At 71.5% G+C, this 18,015-nt stretch carries 17 protein-coding genes and 1 pseudogene; 5 read left to right on the top strand and 13 right to left on the bottom strand.

Annotation, left to right across the window (positions count from 1 at the left end):
* Positions 1-57: 57 nt before the first annotated feature.
* Both MXD64_RS11605 and MXD64_RS11600 read left to right on the top strand, forming a co-directional pair.
* Positions 58-330 (top strand): hypothetical protein, encoded by a 273-nt coding sequence (locus tag MXD64_RS11605; protein ID WP_042538813.1) that lies wholly within the window; start codon positions 58-60, stop codon positions 328-330.
* 239 nt (positions 331-569) lie between these two features.
* Positions 570-1,337 carry a family 16 glycosylhydrolase gene (locus MXD64_RS11600; protein WP_017888776.1) on the top strand — a complete coding sequence of 256 codons (768 nt, stop codon included), beginning with the start codon at positions 570-572 and terminating at the stop codon, positions 1,335-1,337.
* A 13-nt stretch (positions 1,338-1,350) separates the two neighbouring features.
* Here MXD64_RS11600 and MXD64_RS11595 read toward each other — a convergent pair whose 3' ends face one another.
* From MXD64_RS11595 to MXD64_RS17760, 6 genes and pseudogenes are all read right to left on the bottom strand, one after another.
* Entirely contained in the window at positions 1,351-2,493 is a 1,143-nt protein-coding gene (locus MXD64_RS11595; protein WP_056071081.1) for a glycosyltransferase family 4 protein, read from the bottom strand.
* 204 nt (positions 2,494-2,697) lie between these two features.
* A complete protein-coding gene (gene rfbD / locus MXD64_RS11590; protein WP_017888778.1) occupies positions 2,698-3,549 on the bottom strand; it encodes a dTDP-4-dehydrorhamnose reductase in 852 nt (283 codons plus the stop codon).
* An 11-nt stretch (positions 3,550-3,560) separates the two neighbouring features.
* Positions 3,561-4,547, bottom strand: a complete 987-nt coding sequence (rfbB, locus tag MXD64_RS11585) for a dTDP-glucose 4,6-dehydratase (protein WP_140449309.1) — start codon at positions 4,545-4,547, stop codon at positions 3,561-3,563.
* Positions 4,548-4,637: 90 nt separating this feature from the next.
* Positions 4,638-7,556, bottom strand: a complete 2,919-nt coding sequence (locus MXD64_RS11580) for a hypothetical protein (protein ID WP_263136475.1) — start codon at positions 7,554-7,556, stop codon at positions 4,638-4,640.
* The gene (locus MXD64_RS17765) at positions 7,546-7,977 is read right to left on the bottom strand and encodes a hypothetical protein (protein ID WP_317629867.1); all 432 of its coding nucleotides are present in this window, start codon (positions 7,975-7,977) and stop codon (positions 7,546-7,548) included. Before MXD64_RS17765 ends, MXD64_RS11580 begins: the two co-directional genes overlap by 11 nt.
* Positions 7,978-8,065: 88 nt before the next feature.
* A pseudogene (locus tag MXD64_RS17760) lies at positions 8,066-8,488 on the bottom strand (glycosyltransferase family 2 protein); the annotation flags it as partial.
* A gap of 85 nt (positions 8,489-8,573) precedes the next feature.
* Between MXD64_RS17760 and MXD64_RS11570 the strand changes: the two are divergent.
* From MXD64_RS11570 to MXD64_RS11560, 3 genes are read left to right on the top strand one after another with little or no spacing between them, the layout of a single operon-like run.
* Positions 8,574-9,182 (top strand): dTDP-4-dehydrorhamnose 3,5-epimerase family protein, encoded by a 609-nt coding sequence (locus MXD64_RS11570; RefSeq protein WP_017888782.1) that lies wholly within the window; start codon positions 8,574-8,576, stop codon positions 9,180-9,182.
* Between the two features lie 10 nt (positions 9,183-9,192).
* A complete protein-coding gene (gene rfbA, locus MXD64_RS11565; RefSeq protein WP_017888783.1) occupies positions 9,193-10,056 on the top strand; it encodes a glucose-1-phosphate thymidylyltransferase RfbA in 864 nt (287 codons plus the stop codon).
* 8 nt (positions 10,057-10,064) lie between these two features.
* A complete protein-coding gene (locus tag MXD64_RS11560; RefSeq protein WP_263136474.1) occupies positions 10,065-11,879 on the top strand; it encodes a glycosyltransferase family protein in 1,815 nt (604 codons plus the stop codon).
* 53 nt (positions 11,880-11,932) lie between these two features.
* Here the strand turns inward: MXD64_RS11560 and MXD64_RS11555 are convergent, their stop codons facing one another.
* The 7 genes from MXD64_RS11555 to MXD64_RS11525 all read right to left on the bottom strand — a co-directional run bounded on the left by MXD64_RS11555 (position 11,933) and on the right by MXD64_RS11525 (position 17,903).
* Entirely contained in the window at positions 11,933-12,472 is a 540-nt protein-coding gene (locus tag MXD64_RS11555) for a DUF805 domain-containing protein (RefSeq protein WP_071252185.1), read from the bottom strand.
* Positions 12,473-12,613: 141 nt separating this feature from the next.
* Entirely contained in the window at positions 12,614-13,468 is an 855-nt protein-coding gene (locus MXD64_RS11550) for a glycosyltransferase family 2 protein (protein ID WP_263136473.1), read from the bottom strand.
* On the bottom strand, positions 13,465-14,616 hold the full coding sequence (locus MXD64_RS11545; protein WP_263136472.1) for a glycosyltransferase family 4 protein: 1,152 nt from the start codon (positions 14,614-14,616) through the stop codon (positions 13,465-13,467). The genes MXD64_RS11550 and MXD64_RS11545 overlap by 4 nt, the downstream gene beginning before the upstream one ends.
* Before the next feature lie 74 nt (positions 14,617-14,690).
* The gene (locus MXD64_RS11540; RefSeq protein WP_263136471.1) at positions 14,691-15,707 is read right to left on the bottom strand and encodes a glycosyltransferase family 2 protein; all 1,017 of its coding nucleotides are present in this window, start codon (positions 15,705-15,707) and stop codon (positions 14,691-14,693) included.
* Positions 15,708-15,766: 59 nt separating this feature from the next.
* Positions 15,767-15,895: a hypothetical protein gene (locus MXD64_RS11535; RefSeq protein ID WP_263136470.1), complete on the bottom strand. Its 129-nt coding sequence runs from the start codon at positions 15,893-15,895 to the stop codon at positions 15,767-15,769.
* A gap of 10 nt (positions 15,896-15,905) precedes the next feature.
* Positions 15,906-16,997, bottom strand: a complete 1,092-nt coding sequence (locus MXD64_RS11530; RefSeq protein ID WP_263136469.1) for an ABC transporter ATP-binding protein — start codon at positions 16,995-16,997, stop codon at positions 15,906-15,908.
* A gap of 3 nt (positions 16,998-17,000) precedes the next feature.
* Positions 17,001-17,903, bottom strand: coding sequence for an ABC transporter permease (locus tag MXD64_RS11525; protein WP_017888790.1), 903 nt, complete (start codon positions 17,901-17,903; stop codon positions 17,001-17,003).
* Between the last annotated feature and the right edge of the window lie 112 nt (positions 17,904-18,015).

The raw sequence follows: 18,015 nt of genomic DNA, 5'->3' as shown, positions 1-18,015 counted from the left end.
GCGGGGCAGGGCTGGGCTGGGCCGCGATCGGGTCCTGGGCCGCGCTACGGTAGCGGGATGCGCCGCGCCGTCCCCGTCCTCGTCCTCGCCGTGATCGCCGTGGTCGCCGCGGTGGTCTGCGGGTTCGCCCTGCACGCCGCCGGTCCGTTGAACCCGGTGTCCGGCTGGTTCGGCCCTGCTGAACGGGGCTTCGTCTCGACGAAGTCGCAGTACGACTCGATGCTCACCTCGGTGCACGTCGCCGAGGTCGCGGCCGTGGTCGTCGTCGTCGCGGTGCTGGCAGCCGTCGTGGTCGCGCTCGTCACGCGTCGTCGTCGCGCCCGGCCCTGATCGGACGGCGCAGACGACGACCCCTGCTCGAGTCGACGGGGCTCCCGGTCGCGCCACGCGCTCTGACCAGGACTTCCAGCCGACGGTTCGGTCATCGTGCAAGGCCCGCTTACTGGGGGTACGCAGCTGTGTCAACCCCCGGACGCACATCGTGGACAGCAACTACCGTGAACGCCGGGCAGCCGAGATCCGGTCGCCCGGCACCCACACCGAACGGGTGCGAACCGTCACGTCAGGGAGTGACCGAGCCCATGCAGGAACGCGCCACCAGGAGAGCCGCACTCGCCGTCGTGCTCCTCGGAGCAGCACTCGTCGCCGGCCCGCTCGGCCAGGGGACCGCAGCGACCGCCAGCTCGGCACCGCTCGGCGACGTCGGGAAGTTCAAGCAGACCTTCCGCGAGCAGTTCAGCACCCCGGCCAGCGCCAAGGGGGCCTTCGCGAAGCAGTACGCGAGGTCGTGGCAGCCGTACCCGGACGGCACCGGCGGCATGTACTACTCGGGGTCGCAGATCAGCTCGCACCACGGGTACATGGACGTCAAGCTCGACGGCAAGCACGGCGCCGCCGGCACCTTCGGCACGCCGACGGGCGCCTGGGGCCACAAGGGCGGGAAGTTCATCGTCCGTGCCAAGGCGACCGGTGGTGCCGGCAACGGCGCGGCCTTCATGCTCTGGCCGTCGTCCGACCGCTGGGCCGACGGGGAGATCGACTACCCCGAAGCCAACTTCGACCAGCAGCCGATGCTGCACCACCACTCGATGATCGCGGGACAGGAGGCGAACGCGGTGAGCGTGGGCACCGGTGTCTCCTGGCGGTCGTGGCACACGTACTCGATCGAGTGGATCCCCGGGAAGTCCGTCCGCTACCGCCTCGACGGCAAGGTGATCAAGACGGTCACCAGCCATGTGCCGAAGACGGCGCACCGGTACATGTTCCAGGTCGGCGACTGGGGCGACGCGGGGCACCTCTACATCGACTGGGTCAGCACCTACACGTACAAGGGCTGACGCGGTCCGACCGTCAGAGGTCGGCGTGCAGCTGCCAGGTCTCCGCCGCGGAGTCCGACCAGTCGTACATGCGTGCGCGGTCCGGACCCGCCACCGCCAGTCGGCTGGCCAGGTTCGGGTCGTGCACGACCTGGTAGACCGCCTGGGCGAGTCGTGCCGGGTAGGACTCCCGCGGCGACCGGGCGACGGTGACCCCGGCGTCCGAGGCGACCTCGGCCACGGCGGGGTCGTCGGAGTGGATCACCGGGGTACCGAAGCTCATCGCCTCGATCACGGGCAGGCCGAACCCCTCGGCGAGGCTCGGGAACACGAACACCGTCGCGCGGTCGTAGACCACCGCGAGGTCTGCGTCGTCGATGCGGCCGAGGACCTTCACCCGGTCGCGTGACAGGCCCGCACGCTCCGCGGTGCCGTACACGTCGACGTCTCCCCAGCCGTCCGGGCCCGAGATGACGAGGGGGATGTCGGCCGGAGCGTCCGGGTGGGCCATCGCCTCGATCAGGGAGGCCAGGGCCTTGCGGGGCTCGAGCGTGCCGACCGCGAGCACGTAGCGGTCGGGCAGGCCGAGACGTTCCGCGCGCAGGTCGGCGTCGACGGGCAGCCGGAGGCGTCCGCTCGGGGCGCCGCCGATGACGCGGAGCCGGTCGTCGAAGCGGTGGATCTCGTTCAGGGCCCCCGCGACGGCGTGGGTCGGCACCACGACGGCGTCGGCGTGCTTCCACGCCCGCTTCACCATCGCCTTGTGGAAGTGGACGCCGCGCGGCGTCAGGGTCTCGGGGTTGGTCCACGGCACGACGTCGTGCACGGTGACCACGGTCTGCCGACCCGGGTCCTGGAAACGGTCGTGCTTGACCAGTGGTGCGAGCACGCTCGGCGCGTGCACCATGCCCTTCGCGATGCCGCCGACGAACCCGCCCTGCCAGGCGAGCGACAGCTCGCGCCGCGGCAGCGGGAGCCGCTGCAGGTCGGACAGCCCCGGCAGGAGCTTCCGCAGGTGCGCCATCTCGTCGGACCCGACGGCGGAGACCACGCCCGCGACCTCGCACCCGCTCGGCGCGTGCTCGACGAGGTGCCGCGCCAGTTCCTCGGCGTAGCGCCCGATGCCGCCCGGCACGGGAGCGACGATCTGGTCGACGATGACGTGGAGGGTGGTCATGGTGCTGTGCTCCTCGTCGTGGTTCGTGGACCGGTGGTCCGTGGACCCCTGGTCAGGGGCCGAGAGCCGGCCCCGCGCTCGGCTGCCCGACACTACCAGGGTGGTCCCGGCGCCCCCTGGGCGCGGTCGGTGGGCGGTCTGGAGGCGCGGGTCGGGTTCCCGACGTCCCGGGACCGACCCGCGCCTCCTGGCCGAGAGCCGCGCCTACGCGGTCAGCGCACCCGCCGCGACGGCGGCGTGCAGCGCCTCGCGCCAGTCGCGCATCGGCGCGAGGCCGGCGCGCGACCAGCCGTCGTGGCCGAGCACGCTGTACGCCGGACGCGGTGCCGGACGGACGAACGCCGCACTGTCCGTGGGCAGGACGCGCTCCGGGTCGAGCCCGAGCTCGCGGTAGATGGCCTGCGTGAAGTCGAACCAGGACCCCTGGCCCGCGTTCGTGCCGTGGTAGATGCCGGCCGGGGCGTCCCCGTCGACGAGTTCGACGATCCGGGCGGCGAGGTCGCCGGTCCACGTCGGCTGGCCGACCTGGTCGGTGACGACGCTGACGGTGTCGTGCGAGCCGGCGAGCCGGAGCATCGTCGCGGCGAAGTTCGGCCCGTGTGCGCCGTAGATCCACGCGGTGCGGACGACGTACGAGGTGTCCGGGGCGATCGCGCGCACCAAGGCCTCGCCGGCGGCCTTCGTGCGGCCGTAGGCGTTGATCGGGTCGGTCGGGGCGTCCTCGGCGTAGGGCGCCGTGCCGTTGCCGTCGAACACGTAGTCGGTCGACACGGTGACGAGCTTCGCGCCGTGGCGGACGGCGGCCTCGGCGAGGAGCTTCGGCCCGGTCGCGTTCACCGCGTGGGCGTCGTCCTCGTGGTCTTCCGCGTCGTCGACCTTGGTGTACGCGGCCGAGTTGACCACGACGTCGTGCCCGGCCACGGCGGCGTCCACCGCGGCCGGGTCGGTGATGTCGAGGTCGGCCCGCGACAGCGCGGTGACGTCGCGGCCCGCGAGCGCGGCCTGGAGGTCCTGGCCGAGCATGCCGGCCGCTCCGGTGATGAGGTACCTGGTCACGGTGTGCCGGTTCAGCTCAGGGCCGCACGCTGCTTGAGCGGCTCCCACCAGGCGCGGTTCTCGCGGTACCACTGCACGACGTCTGCCAGGCCCTGCTCGAACGGGACCTGCGGCTCGTAGCCGAGCTCGGCCTGGATCTTCGAGATGTCGACCGAGTAGCGCAGGTCGTGCCCGAGTCGGTCGGCGACGCGGTCGACGTACGACCAGTCCTTGCCGGTCGCGTCGAGGAGCAGCTGCGTGAGCTCCTTGTTGGTCAGCTCGGTGCCGCCGCCGATGTTGTAGATCTCGCCGGCGCGGCCGCGGGTCAGGACCATCGCGATGCCGCGGGTGTGGTCGTCGACGTGCAGCCAGTCGCGGATGTTGTTGCCCTCGCCGTACAGCGGGACGTGCACGTCGTCGATCAGGTTGGTGACGAACAGCGGGATGACCTTCTCGGGGAAGTGGTACGGGCCGTAGTTGTTCGAGCAGCGCGTGATCGAGAGGTTCAGCCCGTGCGTGCGGTGGTAGCTGCGGGCGAGCAGGTCGCTGCCGGCCTTCGACGCCGAGTACGGCGAGTTCGGCTCGAGCGGGCGTTCCTCGTCCCACGAACCCTCGCTGATGGAGCCGTAGACCTCGTCGGTGGAGACGTGCACGAAGCGCTCGGTGCCGTGGCGGAGTGCCGCGTCGAGCAGACGCTGGGTGCCGACGACGTTGGTCTCGACGAAGATGCCGGAGTCGCGGACCGAGCGGTCGACGTGGGACTCGGCGGCGAAGTGCACGATCGCGTCGACGGTCGGGACGACCTCGTCGAGCTTCGCGGCGTCGCGGATGTCACCGTGGACGAAGGTGTAGCGGGGGGAGTCGGCGACCGGGGCGAGGTTCGCTTCGTTGCCGGAGTAGGTCAGCGCGTCGTAGACGACGACCTCGGCGCCCTCGAGGCCGGGGTACGCGTCCTCCAGCGTGCGGCGGACGAAGTTCGAGCCGATGAAGCCGGCTCCTCCGGTGACGAGGATCTTCACGAGGTCTCTTCCTTTGCGTTGTCGACGGCGACGCGGATGGCGGCACCGGCGGGGTCGTCGGATCGAAAGCCGATTGTACGGGGCCGAGGCTCAGTCGGCCGTGCGGGCACGTCGACGTCGACGACGGCCGACGACGAGCACGGTCACGGTCGTGAGCACGGCGATCCCGACGGTCCCGCCCGTGACGAGCCACCCGGCGGTGAGCCCGGGCACCGAGTAGGACAGCCGGACGGTGTGCGAGCCCCGCGGGACCCAGACCGCGCCACCGGCGTTGTCCGCGGCGACGAGGTCGGTCGGCTCGCCGTCCACCGTGGCGTGCCAGCCCGGACGCCGGAGCGAGTCCGCGACCACGAGCCAGCCGCCACCGGTCGCATCGACGTCGGCGACGGTCTCGCTCGGGGCACTCGGCCGTAGCCGGACCACGGCGTCACCCGTCCGGTCGGCCCGGTGGTCGGTGGACGTGCTGAGGACGACGGTGTCGTCGGAGAGCGCGTGCCCGGCGAGTGCCGCGAGCCGGTTGTCCGTCGATGCGAGCACCCGCTGGTCGGACGCCCACCGCACCCGGTCGAGCGCCGAGCTGCGCTGGTAGATCGTTGCGTCGCCGGTGTGCACGACCGACACGCCCTGGCCGGCGACGGGCCGGACGGTGTCCAGGACGGCCTTCCCGCCGGTGCCCGTGCCGATCGCGACCGGCTGCGACTGCCCGGTGACGGTGATCTGGGCGTGCCACTGCACACGCGACGGGATGCTCGACCCCGCGACGGCGACGTTGCGGGGGCCGCCGAGGGCGGGCACCCAGCTCTCGGTCTCGGCGAGGGTCTTCCCGGTGCCGTCCGCGACGATCGCGACGGTGAGGGTCATGCCCCGAGCCGACGTCGTGAGCTGCGGCGGGCCGGTGAGGGTCACGCCGTTCACGGGACCGGAGTTGCTCGGCCCGTCGACGGACGGTCGCCTCGTCGTCAGGTCCGTCCACCCCGTACGGCGGGCGCCGGCCTCGGGGGTCCCGGCGATCGGGGCGGAGGGGTCGGCGACGACGTACTTCGTGGCGACGCGGTCGAGGACGGCGGAGTCGACCAAGTGGGTCATCTCGTCGGGCGCGAACGTCAGGTACGTGGCCGTCGGGTACGTCGTCGGGTCGACGGTCCGCATGAGCTGCTTCCACTCCCGCGTCTGGAACGCGTGCCCGGTGGTCGAGCGGATGCCGTAGTACGAGGCCGACCCGGGCAACGTCGCGGTGCCGGCGGTGGCGAAGCGGTCCTGGGCGGACACGTGCTCCTGCAGGTAGTCGATCGCCGGCGACGACGGGTAGAACGTCGAGTTCGGCGCGATGGGCCACCAGCGGACCGTCGCGGCGACGGCGGGCACGCAGACCGCGGCGACGATGCCCATCGCGGCGGCGACGCGGAGCGCACGGATCCGCAGGAGCCACGGGACGAGGACGAGGACGGCCGTCCCGGCACCGACGACCCCGGTGACGAGGACGAGGAGCTTGGTCCGGTGCAGCACGTCGGCCGGCACCGTGTCGAGCGCCAGCGCCGTCTGCAGCCCGACCGACGCGGTGAACAGCACGACGAGGACGACCGTCGCGATCCGGCCCGCGCGCCGGAGCGGCGTGGCACGGCGGAACCGTGCGAGTTCGTCGCGCAGCGTCTCGGGCTCGACGACGCGTCCGAACCCGATGCCGGCGAGCACCGCGGCGAAGAAGCCCACGAGGACACGCGCTCGACCGATCGGACTCGAGTCGAACACCGGGAGTTCCCGGACCGCGGCCAGGAGCGGGCCGCCGAGGAACACCAGCACGACGCTGAACGCCAGCAGCGACGCGACGATCGGCACGACACCGCGCTGCCGACGCCAGACCAGCGCGGCGTCGGCGTCGCGCGCCGGTGCGGTGGCGGGCGCTGCTCCGCCGGCGGACGCTGCGTCGCGTCGACCCGGGCGGATCAGGACGGCGGCGGCGATGAGCACCACCGCGGCGATGCCGATGTACGAGTACTCCTCGACCGGGTTGCGGAGGCCCCACGCGCGGCCGGTGCTCGCCAGCGACGTGATGTCCGGGATCCAGGAACTCACCAGGGGCGCGGACCCGATGCCGGCACCGCCGCGCTGACCGCGACCGCCGAAGTCGACGACGTTCGCGGCGCTGATCGCGAACGGCACGAGTTGCCAGGCGGCGAGCAGGACACCGAGGACGATCCCGCCGAGGGCGATCCCCGCACTGACGAGCACCTGGCGGAGTGCGCGGTGGGCCACGATCGTGCGGGCCAGGAAGAAGAGGCCACCGACGAAGAGCCCGTAGCCGACGATCGCCGGGAAGCCCCCGAGCAGCATCGCGGTGACGACGAGGCCGACGCTGAACAGGTCGCGTGCACGGAGCTCGACGGCGGCCCGGTCGATGGCCCAGAACAGCAGCGGCAGGAAGGCGGCCACCCGGGTCTGCGGCCAGTTCGACCACGCGACCATGAAGCCGGACGACGCGAAGACGAGCGAGGCGATCGGCCACGCGGCCCGCGGGACGCCCCACCGACGCAGCAGCAGGGACATGCCGGCCGTGATCGCGACGATCTCGAGGAGTTTCACCGCGCCGGCCGCGGCCGAGAACGGCAGGATCCACCAGGGGAGCGACAGCGGGGACCACGCCCCGGAGTTCGGCACGCCGCCGAGTTCGACGCCCCCGGCGACGTACGGGTTCCATGACCCGAACACGCCTTCGTGCGCGAGCTTGACCAGGAGCGTCGTCTGGGGTGTGACGCTGTCGAGGGTGTCACTGCTCAGGATGTTCGTCGAGTTCCGCAGGGTCTCGAGCGACTCACCCCACGGGGTGTACCGGCTGAGCATGCCGGTGTTCAGGAACGTGCCCTGACCGATCAGCGCGGGCCCGATGGTGCAGGCGATGAACGCCACGAGCGCGGCCCAGGCGACGATCTCGACCCAGGACGAAGGGCGACGGAGCCAGAGCGCGAACCGCGTTCGGCCCTTCAGCATCGCCGACGCCGGGTCAGTCGCCATACCGCTGCAGTTTCTGCAGGTCGAGCTGCTCCTCGGCCAGCGTGCGGTTCAGGCGGGTGAGGTCGGCCACGACGCCGATGACGATCGACAGGAGCGCGGTGATGAGCAGGACGACACCGAGGATGATCGACTGCAGGTGGTTGCCGCCGGTGTGCATCGCCAGGAGCACCAGGTACCGGATGAGCGGCCAGAGTCCGAGTGCTCCGAGCACCGCCGCGACCCAGAGGAACAGCGCCATCGGCCGGTACATCAGGTAGACGCGGGCGATCGCCGAGCCGGACTCGAACATGTGCTGGAAGATGTTGTTGAAGAGCCGCGACTCGCGGGTCTTCGGGTTCGTCGTGATCGGCACCGACGCGATCGCCAGGCGCTTGTACCCGGCCTGCACGATGGTCTCCATGCAGTAGCTGAAGCGCGTCACGATGTTCAGGCGGATGAGCGAGTAGCTTCGAGTACGCGCGGAACCCGCTCGCCGCGTCGGGCAGGTCGAGCCCGGCCGCACGGCTCGCGACCCACGAGCCGAAGCGCTGCATGGCCTTCTTGAAGCCGGAGAAGTGCTCGATGGTGCGCGTCTGCCGGTCGCCGATGACGATCTCGGCTTCCTTCCGCAGGATCGGCTGCACGAGTTCGGCGATCTGTGCCTGCGGGTACTGGTTGTCCCCGTCGGTGTTCACGACGATGTCGGCACCGTGGAGCAGCGCGTAGTCGACGCCGTCACGGAACGAGCGGGCGAGGCCCATGTTCGTGGTGTGGTGCACGAAGTGCTTGACGCCGTGCTCCTTGGCGACCTCGACGGTGCGGTCGGTGCTGCCGTCGTTGATCACCAGGATCTCGATCTCGTCGATGCCGTCGATCTCCCGTGGGATGGAGTCGATGACGCTGGCGAGGGTGTTCTCCTCGTTGAGGCAGGGGATCTGGACGAATAGCTTCACGGGCTCGCTTGGTCTCGTTTCGGGAGTCGGCAATGCGCAGAACCATGACAGCCTATGCGAACTCACGGCTTGCTAGGCTTCCACGGTGCAGATCCGCGAACTGAAGATCCCTGGCGCGTGGGAGTTCACGCCCGTCCAGCACGGCGACGCACGAGGAGCATTCCTCGAGGCGTACCGCGCCGACGTCCTCGAGGAGACCGTCGGTCACCCGCTCGACCTCCGCCAGGTGAACATGTCGATCTCCGCGGCCGGTGTCGCCCGCGGCATCCACTACGCCCTCGTCGCACCGAGCCAGGCGAAGTACGTCACCGCCGTGCGCGGGGCGTTCATCGACTACATCGTCGACATCCGCGTCGGGTCCCCGACGTTCGGCCAGTGGGACTCGGTCCGCATCGACGACGTCGACCGCAAGGCCGTCTACCTGTCCGAGGGGCTCGGCCACGCGATCGTCGCGCTCGAGGACCAGTCGACGGTGAACTACCTGGTCAGCGCGCACTACGACCCCGAGCGCGAGAAGGGGATCACCATCCTCGACCCGACGGTCGGGCTCGACCTGCCCGAGGGTCTCGGCGAGCTGGTGCTGTCCGAGAAGGACACCAGCGCCCCCACCCTCGAAGAAGCCGCGGCCCAGGGGCTGCTGCCGACGTACGAGGAGTGCGTCGCGTACACCGAATCGCTCCGGACGAAGAAGTAAGGGGAAAGCGATGAAGGGCATCATCCTCGCCGGCGGTTCCGGCACGCGCCTCTGGCCGATCACCAAGGGCATCAGCAAGCAGCTCATGCCGATCTACGACAAGCCGATGGTCTACTACCCGCTGTCGACCCTGATGATGGCGGGCATCCGACAGGTGCTGGTCATCACGACCCCGGAGTACAACGACCAGTTCCGGGCCCTGCTCGGCGACGGCTCGGCGTTCGGCATGGAGATCGAGTACGCCGTCCAGCCGTCCCCGGACGGTCTCGCCCAGGCCTTCGTCATCGGTGAGGAGTTCATCGGCGACGACAGCGTCGCGCTCGTCCTCGGCGACAACATCTTCCACGGCACCGGCCTCGGCACGAACCTGCGGAAGAACACCGAGGTCGACGGCGCGACGATCTTCGCGTACCACGTGGCCGACCCGAAGGCGTACGGCGTCGTGGAGTTCGACGACGACTTCACCGCCGTCTCCATCGAGGAGAAGCCGGCCGAGCCGAAGTCGAACTACGCCGTCCCCGGCCTGTACTTCTACGACAACAAGGTCATCGAGATCGCCAAGACCATCGAGCCGAGCGCCCGCGGGGAACTCGAGATCTCGACGGTCAACGAGCGCTACCTCGAGGCCGGTGAGCTCGGCGTCCAGGTCCTCGACCGCGGCACGGCGTGGCTCGACACCGGCACGTTCGAGTCGATGATGCAGGCGTCGGAGTACGTGAAGGTCATCGAGGACCGTCAGGGCTTCAAGATCGGGTGCATCGAGGAGATCGCCTGGCGCAACGGCTGGATCGACGACGCGCAGCTCGCCGAGCTCGCTGCGCCGCTGGTCAAGGGCGGCTACGGCGTCTACCTCCAGCGACTCCTCGGCGTCTAGCACCGCCCGTGGCCTCCGGTTCCGGGTGGTTCGGTCGCCGTCGTCGCGACGCGACGGCTGCCGACCACCCCGACCGGGAGGCCCGTCCCGCGCCCGCGACGACGGCTGAGGTCGTCCGCGTGGCGGGGTTCCCGGACCCGCTGCCGCGGCTGGACCACGACGTCACGGTGCTCGTGACGACCCGCTCGGACCGGCACGCCGAGGTCGCCCGGCTGGTGTCGGTCGCCCACGATGCCTTCGGTCGTGGCGCTGACGTCCGGGCCGTGAGCTACGTCGCCGATGCGTCGCCGGTCGACCCGTTCGGTCGTCGGTCGCCCTGGGTCCGAACGGAACCCGTCGACGGGCTCGGCTCGGCGATCAACGCCGGGGTGGCCGCCGGCGTGGGCCGGACGCTCGTGGTGGTCGACACGTCGGTGTCGCTCGAGGTGTCGGCACTGCGCGAACTCGCGGCGGCGGGCTCGGTCGCGCAGGCCCGCGTCCGGATGCCGGACGGCACGTTCCGCTCCGGTGCCCGGCTGCTGCGCCCCGGCGCGCTGCCGTGGTCGGACGACCGTGCCGACACGGTGACCGACGTCGACACCGTCTTCGCGGCGGACCAGCCGGTGCTCTCGGTGCCGGGGGCGGCGCTGGTGCCGGCACCGTGCCTCCCGGACGAACGCGTGACCCTGACAGCCTGGACCCGCGCGGTCGCCGATGCCCGCGGCGGACCGGTGCGCGTCGTCGGTCACGCGACCCGCACGGTCGAGGCCGGCCGCACCATCGACGCGGCGACCGTCGACGCGGTCGCCGCGTGGCGCGACCGCGAGCCCGACGGCGGCCCGGTCGTCGCCGGCCCGCCGCTGCCGCCGTGGGGAGCACGGCCGGTTTCCCCGGGCCCGGGAACGACCGACGGCGACGCCGAGCACCTGAGCTGGTCGCTGAAGATCGCCGCGCCTGCCGGGCCGGAGGGCGACGGGTGGGGCGACGTGCACTTCGCCGCCGAGCTGGCCGGTGCCCTCAAACGGTTCGGGCAGCGCGTCCGGATCGACCGGCGAGACGCCCACGTGCGCGACGACGATGCTGCGGACGACGTGACGCTGGTGATCCGCGGGCTGGATCGGGTGCCGCCGAACCCCGCCTCGGTGAACCTGCTCTGGGTGATCAGCCACCCTGATGACGTCGCCGACACCGAGCTGCGGTCGTTCGACGTCGCCTTCGCGGCCGGTCCGGTGTGGGCGGCTGCCGCGGCCGATCGTTCGGGCGTGCCGGTCCGGACGCTGCTGCAGGCGACCGACCCCGCGGTGTTCCACCCGGGCTCGCGGGCGGCGACGAGCCCCGATGCCGACCGCGTGGTGTTCGTCGGCTCGACCCGCGGCGCCGCGCGCCCCATCGTGTCCGACGCGGTCGGGCTCGGTGCCGACCTGCGCGTGCACGGTCCGGGGTGGGACGAGGTCGTCCCCGCGGAGTCGCTCGGCGAATCGTCGCTGACCCGGCCCGAGGTCGCGGCGGCCTACGCCTCGGCGCGTGTGGTGCTCAACGACCACTGGCCGGACATGGCGGCGGGCGGCTTCGTGTCGAACCGGGTGTTCGACGTGCTGGCGTCCGGGGGAGTCGTCGTCACCGACGAGGTCGCCGGGCTGTCCGACGTGCTCGACGTGCCGACGCTCGCGGTCGCGCGCTCCCGCGACGAACTCGCCGCGCTGCTGGACCCGTCGTACGCCTGGCCGACTGCTGCCGAGCGGGCCGTCGTGGCCGAGTACATCGCCGCCGAGCACTCCTTCGACGCCCGTGCCGCCGTCCTGCTCGAGGCAGCTCGAACCGAACGCACCCGCCTCCGCTCCTGACCCGACTCCTCGCGAACCAGGTTCCGGCGCGGGCGGGGTTCGGCTCAGGCGGGTCAGGCGGCGCGGTGGGCGACAGGGAGTTCGGCGCCTGACGGGTCCGGTTCCGGTGGGAGCGTCGGGCGCCAACTACGTCGGAGCGCGCCGAGTAGGAGGAACCAGTCGATGACCGGGAAGGCGCCGAAGAACGCCATCCATGCCGGGGTCCCGATGTCACGGAGCCGCCGTGCGCCGAGTGCCAGGTTCGGGATCGCGGTGACGATGCACCACGCGAAGAGCACCCACTGCGACGGGGAGCCCTCGGCGAGGATGCGCCATCCGTGGTCGCTGCCCTCGAGGGTCAGGACGGACTGTCCGATCCCGAGGAACCCGGGGGTGTTCTGGAAGTCGGTCATCGAGTCGTCGGCGCCCCGGACACCGGTGATCATCGGCACGAGGGTGAGCACGAGCCAGACCACGAGCAGGTCGGCCCCGCGTGCCCACCAGAACTCGGCGCGGCTCGCACGGCCGCTGCGGAACGTGAAGGCTCCGGTCCAGTAGCGGCGGGCGGAGTGGATCGGGCCGCAGCCGAGCCAGGGTCCGGGATCACGTTGCACGGCGCCGAGCCTAGTGGCGCCGGGTACCCGCAAGACACCGGTGTTCGCACGTCGAACACTCCCAGATCGCGGTGTAACACGTGGACACCGGTGTTTTGCGACCTGGGCGACCTGGGCGACCGGGGTACCGGTGGGCGGGGGCTACTTGCGCGTCACCCAGCGGGCGCGGAGCGACAGGCCTGCGTGCAGGGCGACCCGCAGGGGCCAGAGCCACCACGCCCGGTACTTCCGCGACAGGAACCGGTAGGCGCTCCGGTGGTGCTCGATCTCCATGCGGCGGCGGTTGGACGACGTCGAGTGGGCACCGGTGTGGGTGACGACCGACGACGGCACGTACACGTTCGCCCGGCCGGCACGACCGACGCGCTGCCCGAGGTCGACGTCCTCGAAGTACATGAAGTACGACTCGTCGAAGCCCCCGAGCTGGCGGAACAGGTCGGTGCGGATGAGGAAGCACGCACCCGAGAGCCAGCCGGCCTCGCGTTCGACGACCTTCGTGGTGGACCAGTACCGCTGGCTCCACGGGTTCGCGGGCCAGAACCGCGAGAACGCCGCGTGGCCGAGGCCGGTCCGGAGCGAGGGGAGCTGCCGGGCGGACGGGTAGGTCTCGCCCTGGTCGTCGAGGATCCGGGGGCCGAACGACCCACCGGACGGCATCCGGTCGGCCGCGGCCACGAGCTCGTCGATCGAGCCCTCGCCGAGCACCACGTCGGGGTTCGTCACGAGCAGGAACTCCGGTCGCACGTCGGGCAGTACGTCGTCGAGGGCGCTCAGGGCTGCGTCGACCCCGCCGCCGTACCCGCGGTTGCCGCCGGAGGACACCACGACGGCGCCGTAGGACTCACCGATCGCCCGGAGCGCGTCGATGTCGGCCGAGCCGTTGTCCGCGATGACGACGGCGACCGGGTCCTTCGAGGCGCCGGCGACGCTCGCCAGGAACGGCCGGATGGTCTCACCGGTGTTGTAGGTGACCGTGAGCACCGCGACCCGGATCACCGCGTCCTCCCACCGACGGACTCGTACGCCTCGACGTGCACGGCGGCGGTGGCGTCCCAGGTGAACTCGTCCGCCCGCGCCAGCGCCGCCGCACGGTGCGAGGCCACGAGCGCCGGGTCGTCGAGCAGCGCTGTCATCGCGGCGGCCAGTGCCGTCGCGTCGGGCTCGGTGTAGACGGCCGCGTCGCCACCGACCTCGGGCAGCGACAACCGCCGGGTGGTCAGGACGCAGGCGCCGGAGGCCATCGCCTCGACCACGGGCAGGCCGAAGCCCTCGCCCAGGGACGGGTAGACGACGAACTCCGCACCGCCGAGGAAGCCGGCGAGGTCCTCGAGCGGCAGGTACCCCGCCTCGATGACGTGGTCGGTGGGCTGCAGGGCGTCGAGGCGTGCGATCGCGGCCTCGTCCCAGCCGCGCGCCCCCGACAGGACCAGCCACGGCGTGTCCGCGCCGCCGGCCGCCCGCGCGGACCGCACCGCGGCGTACGCGTCGAGCAGCGCGGTGACGTTCTTCCGCGGTTCGATGGTGCCGAGGAACGCGATCCACGGTGCGCCCTCGGGCAGGGCGGCGGCGATCCGGGCGTCCTCGACCGCGGCGACGTCGGGCTCGTGGAACACCGTGCGGTCGACGCCGAGCGGTGCGACCCGGACGTCGGCACGGATGCCGTGGACGACCCGGGCGGCCTCGGTCGCGGTGGCCGCGCTCGGCACGATGACGACGGGCCGGGTGCGCAGCGAACGACGGCTCCACCACGTGAAGAAGGTGCGCTTCAGGCGCGAGTGCCACTCGGGGTTCGAGAAGAACGTGGCGTCGTGCAGCGTGACGACGGACCCGCCGCGCCAGCCCAACGGGAACGTGTAGTGCGGGGAGTGCAGCACCCGCGCACCGAGCCGACAGCCGAGCGCCGGCAGTCCGGTCTGCTCCCACAGGAACCGCAGCGGTACCGAGTCGGTCCACGCCGGCGCCGTGTGCACGGTGGCGTTCGGCGCGAGCGAGCGGAAGTGCGCGGCGTGCACGGGACGGACGACCAGGTGGACGTCGAGCGACGGGTCGCTCAGGTGCGACACGACCCCTTCGACGTAGCGTCCGACGCCGCCGAGCGCCTGCGGTACCGCGGTCCCGTCGACGAGGACGGTGAGCTGCGGCACGCGTGGTTCCTTCCGGGCGGGGGCGTCGTGGCCGTGGCCGTCGACGGGGGAGTGTCCAGGATAGCCCGCTGCGCTCATGCGCCCGGGTCCACGCGGCGGCGCGGGACGGACGCGCGCCGGGTCTCGCGCAGCCGGCGCGCGAGGTGGACCGGCAGGGTCCCCGCGACGTCCGCGAACGCTGCCAGGACGAGCCGCGCCTCCCGGCGGGTGCGACCGGTGGCCAGCCCGCGCAGACCGCGGCCCAGCGTGCGGACGCTCGCCCGCGCGACGGTCGGCCAGGGGGCGTGCCAGAGGGCGACGACGATGCGGTTGCGGGCGTTCCGGAAGACGAACAGGTCGCTCTGCACGCCGGACGACGCCGAGTGGTCGTGCTCGACGACCGCGTCGGCGGCGTGCTCGACGCGCCAGCCGCGGCGGCGGAGCCGCCAGGCGAGCTCGGTGTCCTCGTAGTACATGAAGAGCGACTCGTCGAGCAGGCCGACGTCGTCCAGGGCCGTGCGCCGCAGCGCGGAGGCGCCGCCGGAGAACCCGAAGACGTCGACGTCGGCGACCCGGTCCACGGGGGCGAACCAGTCGCGGTCCATGCCGTTGCCGTCGCGGTCGACACGGACGCCGGTCGAGTTGAGCCGGACCTCGCCGTCCGCCGACGGCGTCCAGTGCCGCCCGTCGTGGTCGCGCAGCACGCGCGCATCGGGTGCTGGTTCCGCACCGGCCGGGAGGACCGTCCAGCGTCCGGCGAGCACGATGCGGCCCGTCACCGCCGCGACCTCGGGCCCGGCGTGCGCCAGGTGGTCGCGGAGCGCCGCGACGAAGCCCGGCGCGGGCACGGCGTCGTTGTTCAGGAGCACGACGACGTCGGCGTCGGTGTGCCGGATGCCGGTGTTGGCGCCGGCCGCGAACCCGCCGTTGTCGTCCCGCGCGACGACGGTCGCGTCCGGCAGTGCCTGGCGGAGCACGGCGACCGAGTCGTCCGACGACCCGTTGTCGACGACGATGACGTCGTCGGCGGTGCCCTCGTCGAGCACGGCGCGGACGGCCGCGGTGGTCAGGTCGGCGCGGTTCCAGTTGACGACGACGACGGCGGTGCGCAACGTGTCGTCGGCTCGGGGAGCGCCGACTGCACGGGCCCCGGTGTCGCCGTCGACCGGGGTCAGTCGAGCTCCTCGACCGTGGGCTGCGCGTAGACGGTGCCGACGGCGTTGCCGAACGAGGGGACCTCGAACGAGTCGCACTCCGGCATGTCGTGCAGGTGGCGACCCGCGGAGTCCATCATCGACACGTTGATGAAGCTACTTGCCGGTGCCGAAGGCGGTGTCCGCGATGCGGAGACGGAGCTTCCGGCGGCCGTGCAGCGGGTGCAGTTCGAGGCCCATGATGCCGGTGGTGGTGCCGTAGACGACCTGGCCGCCGGCGTTGTTGATCTGGACTGCGGCCTCCCAGTCGGCGATGCCGTCCAGGTGCTCGAACTCCATGTCCACGACGAGGTCGTCGCCGGGCATGACGTCCGCGCGGGGCTCCTTGCCGTCGACGTGCACGCTCGCACCGAGGACCTTGCCGCGGCCGACGGCGACGTCGGTGCTGAGCTCGCCCTGGCGGCGTTCCTCGAGCACCTCGCGGAACATGCTCACCGCCTGCACGGGGTCGCCGTCGTGCAGCACCTTGCCCTTGTTGAGCAGGACGACGCGGTCGCACATCTCCTGCACCTGGCTGAGCGAGTGCGTGACGATGATGATCGTCTTGCCGGCTTCCTGGAAGGTGCGGATGCGGTCGAGGCACTTGCGCTGGAAGGCCTCGTCACCGACCGCCAGGACCTCGTCGACGAGCAGCACGTCGGGGTCGGTGTGGACGGCGACCGCGAAGGCGAGCCGCACGTACATGCCCGATGAGTAGAACTTGACCTGGGTGTCGATGAAGTCCCCGATGCCCGAGAAGGCCAGGATGTCGTCGAACTTCTCGTCGGTCTGCTTGCGGCTGAGGCCGAGCAGGCTCGCGTTGAGGTACACGTTCTCGCGGCCGGACAGGTCGGGGTGGAACCCGGCGCCGAGCTCGAGCAGCGCGGCGAGGCGACCGCGGCGGGACACCGTGCCGGACGTCGGCTGGATGATGCCGCCGATCGCCTTGAGCAGGGTCGACTTGCCGGAGCCGTTCTGACCGATCAGTCCGACGGTCGAGCCGGCCTGGATCGACACGGTGACGTCGTCGAGGGCCCAGAAGTCCTGGCGGTGCTTGCGGCCGGCGCGACCGAGGGTGACGATGCGCTCGCGCAGGGTGTTGTCCTTGCGCACCGTGAAGCGCTTGCGCACGTGGTCGATGACGATGACGTCGGGACGGTCGGCGGTGTCGCCGGTGGTCGTCGGGGCGACGGGGGTGCTGATGGCCATGGTCTAGAGCTCCTGCGCGAAGTTGCCCTGCAGGCGGGAGAAGATCCGCTGCGCACCGATGAGGCAGAAGAGCCCGATCACGAAGGCGATCCCCAGCCGCAGCATCAGGTGTTCCGGGTACGTGACGTCGGCCGGGTCGTGCAGCCAGATCGCGTTCTGCAGGCCGAGCACCGCCAGCGTCAGCGGGTTGTTCGTGTACGCGGTGATGAGCCAGTCGGCGTTCACCGTGGCGACCACGCGCGCGTAGGAGTAGACGATCGGCGAGGCCCAGAGCAGGACCATCAGGCCGACGTCGATGACGAACTGCACGTCGCGCAGGTACACGTTGAGCGCGGACAGCACGAGACCGATGGCCGCGCCGTAGACCAGGATGACGGCGAGCGAGGGGATCAGGTAGACCAGCCCCTCGTGCCAGGGGAAGACCCCGATCACGACCGTCGCGGCGAGCAGGATCGCGAACTGGATGGTGAAGTTCACCAGGGCCGCGCCCACACTGGCGAGCGGGAAGACCTCGCGCGGGACGTAGACCTTCTTGATCAGCCCGGAGTTGCCGACGATCGAGCCCGTCGACCCGGCGACGATCTCGCTGAAGAGCGTGTAGGCGGTCAGGCCGGTGAAGACGTAGATGGCGAAGTTGTCGATGCCGTTGGCGGCGCCGAGGACCTTGCCGATGACGAAGTAGTAGATGAGCAGCTGGGTCAGCGGGCGCACGAGCGTCCAGACGAACCCGAGTGCCGAGTCCTTGTACCGGGCCTTCAGGTCACGTCGGACGAGCATGCCGAGCATCTCGCGCTGCCGGAAGACGTCGCGCAGCTCGCGGAAGGTTCCGCGGAAGGCGCTCGTCGGAGCGCCGATCACGACGAGGGGTTCCTTCGCGAGCGCGGTCATGCGGGCTTGGTCGACCATACGTCTCTTCGTTCGTGGGGGCAGGACCGGAACAGCATACTCACCGGGCCCGCGTGGCGGGGTTGGGCGACGGCCGTCGTGCACCCCGAGTGGGGGTGATTCCGGCCGATCC

This window comes from Curtobacterium sp. Arg-1 (assembly GCF_025643395.1).
GTDB classification, from domain to species: domain Bacteria; phylum Actinomycetota; class Actinomycetes; order Actinomycetales; family Microbacteriaceae; genus Curtobacterium; species Curtobacterium poinsettiae.
This window is presented reverse-complemented; position numbering and strand designations above follow the sequence as displayed.

Coding starts and splice junctions, on each gene's coding strand:
- MXD64_RS11605 (WP_042538813.1), top strand. CDS start 58: ATGCGCCGCGCCGTCCCCGTCCTCGTCCTCGCCGTGATCGCCGTGGTC.
- MXD64_RS11595 (WP_056071081.1), bottom strand. CDS start 2,493: ATGACCACCCTCCACGTCATCGTCGACCAGATCGTCGCTCCCGTGCCG.
- MXD64_RS11580 (WP_263136475.1), bottom strand. CDS start 7,556: ATGGCGACTGACCCGGCGTCGGCGATGCTGAAGGGCCGAACGCGGTTC.
- rfbA (WP_017888783.1), top strand. CDS start 9,193: ATGAAGGGCATCATCCTCGCCGGCGGTTCCGGCACGCGCCTCTGGCCG.
- MXD64_RS11530 (WP_263136469.1), bottom strand. CDS start 16,997: ATGGCCATCAGCACCCCCGTCGCCCCGACGACCACCGGCGACACCGCC.
- MXD64_RS11525 (WP_017888790.1), bottom strand. CDS start 17,903: ATGGTCGACCAAGCCCGCATGACCGCGCTCGCGAAGGAACCCCTCGTC.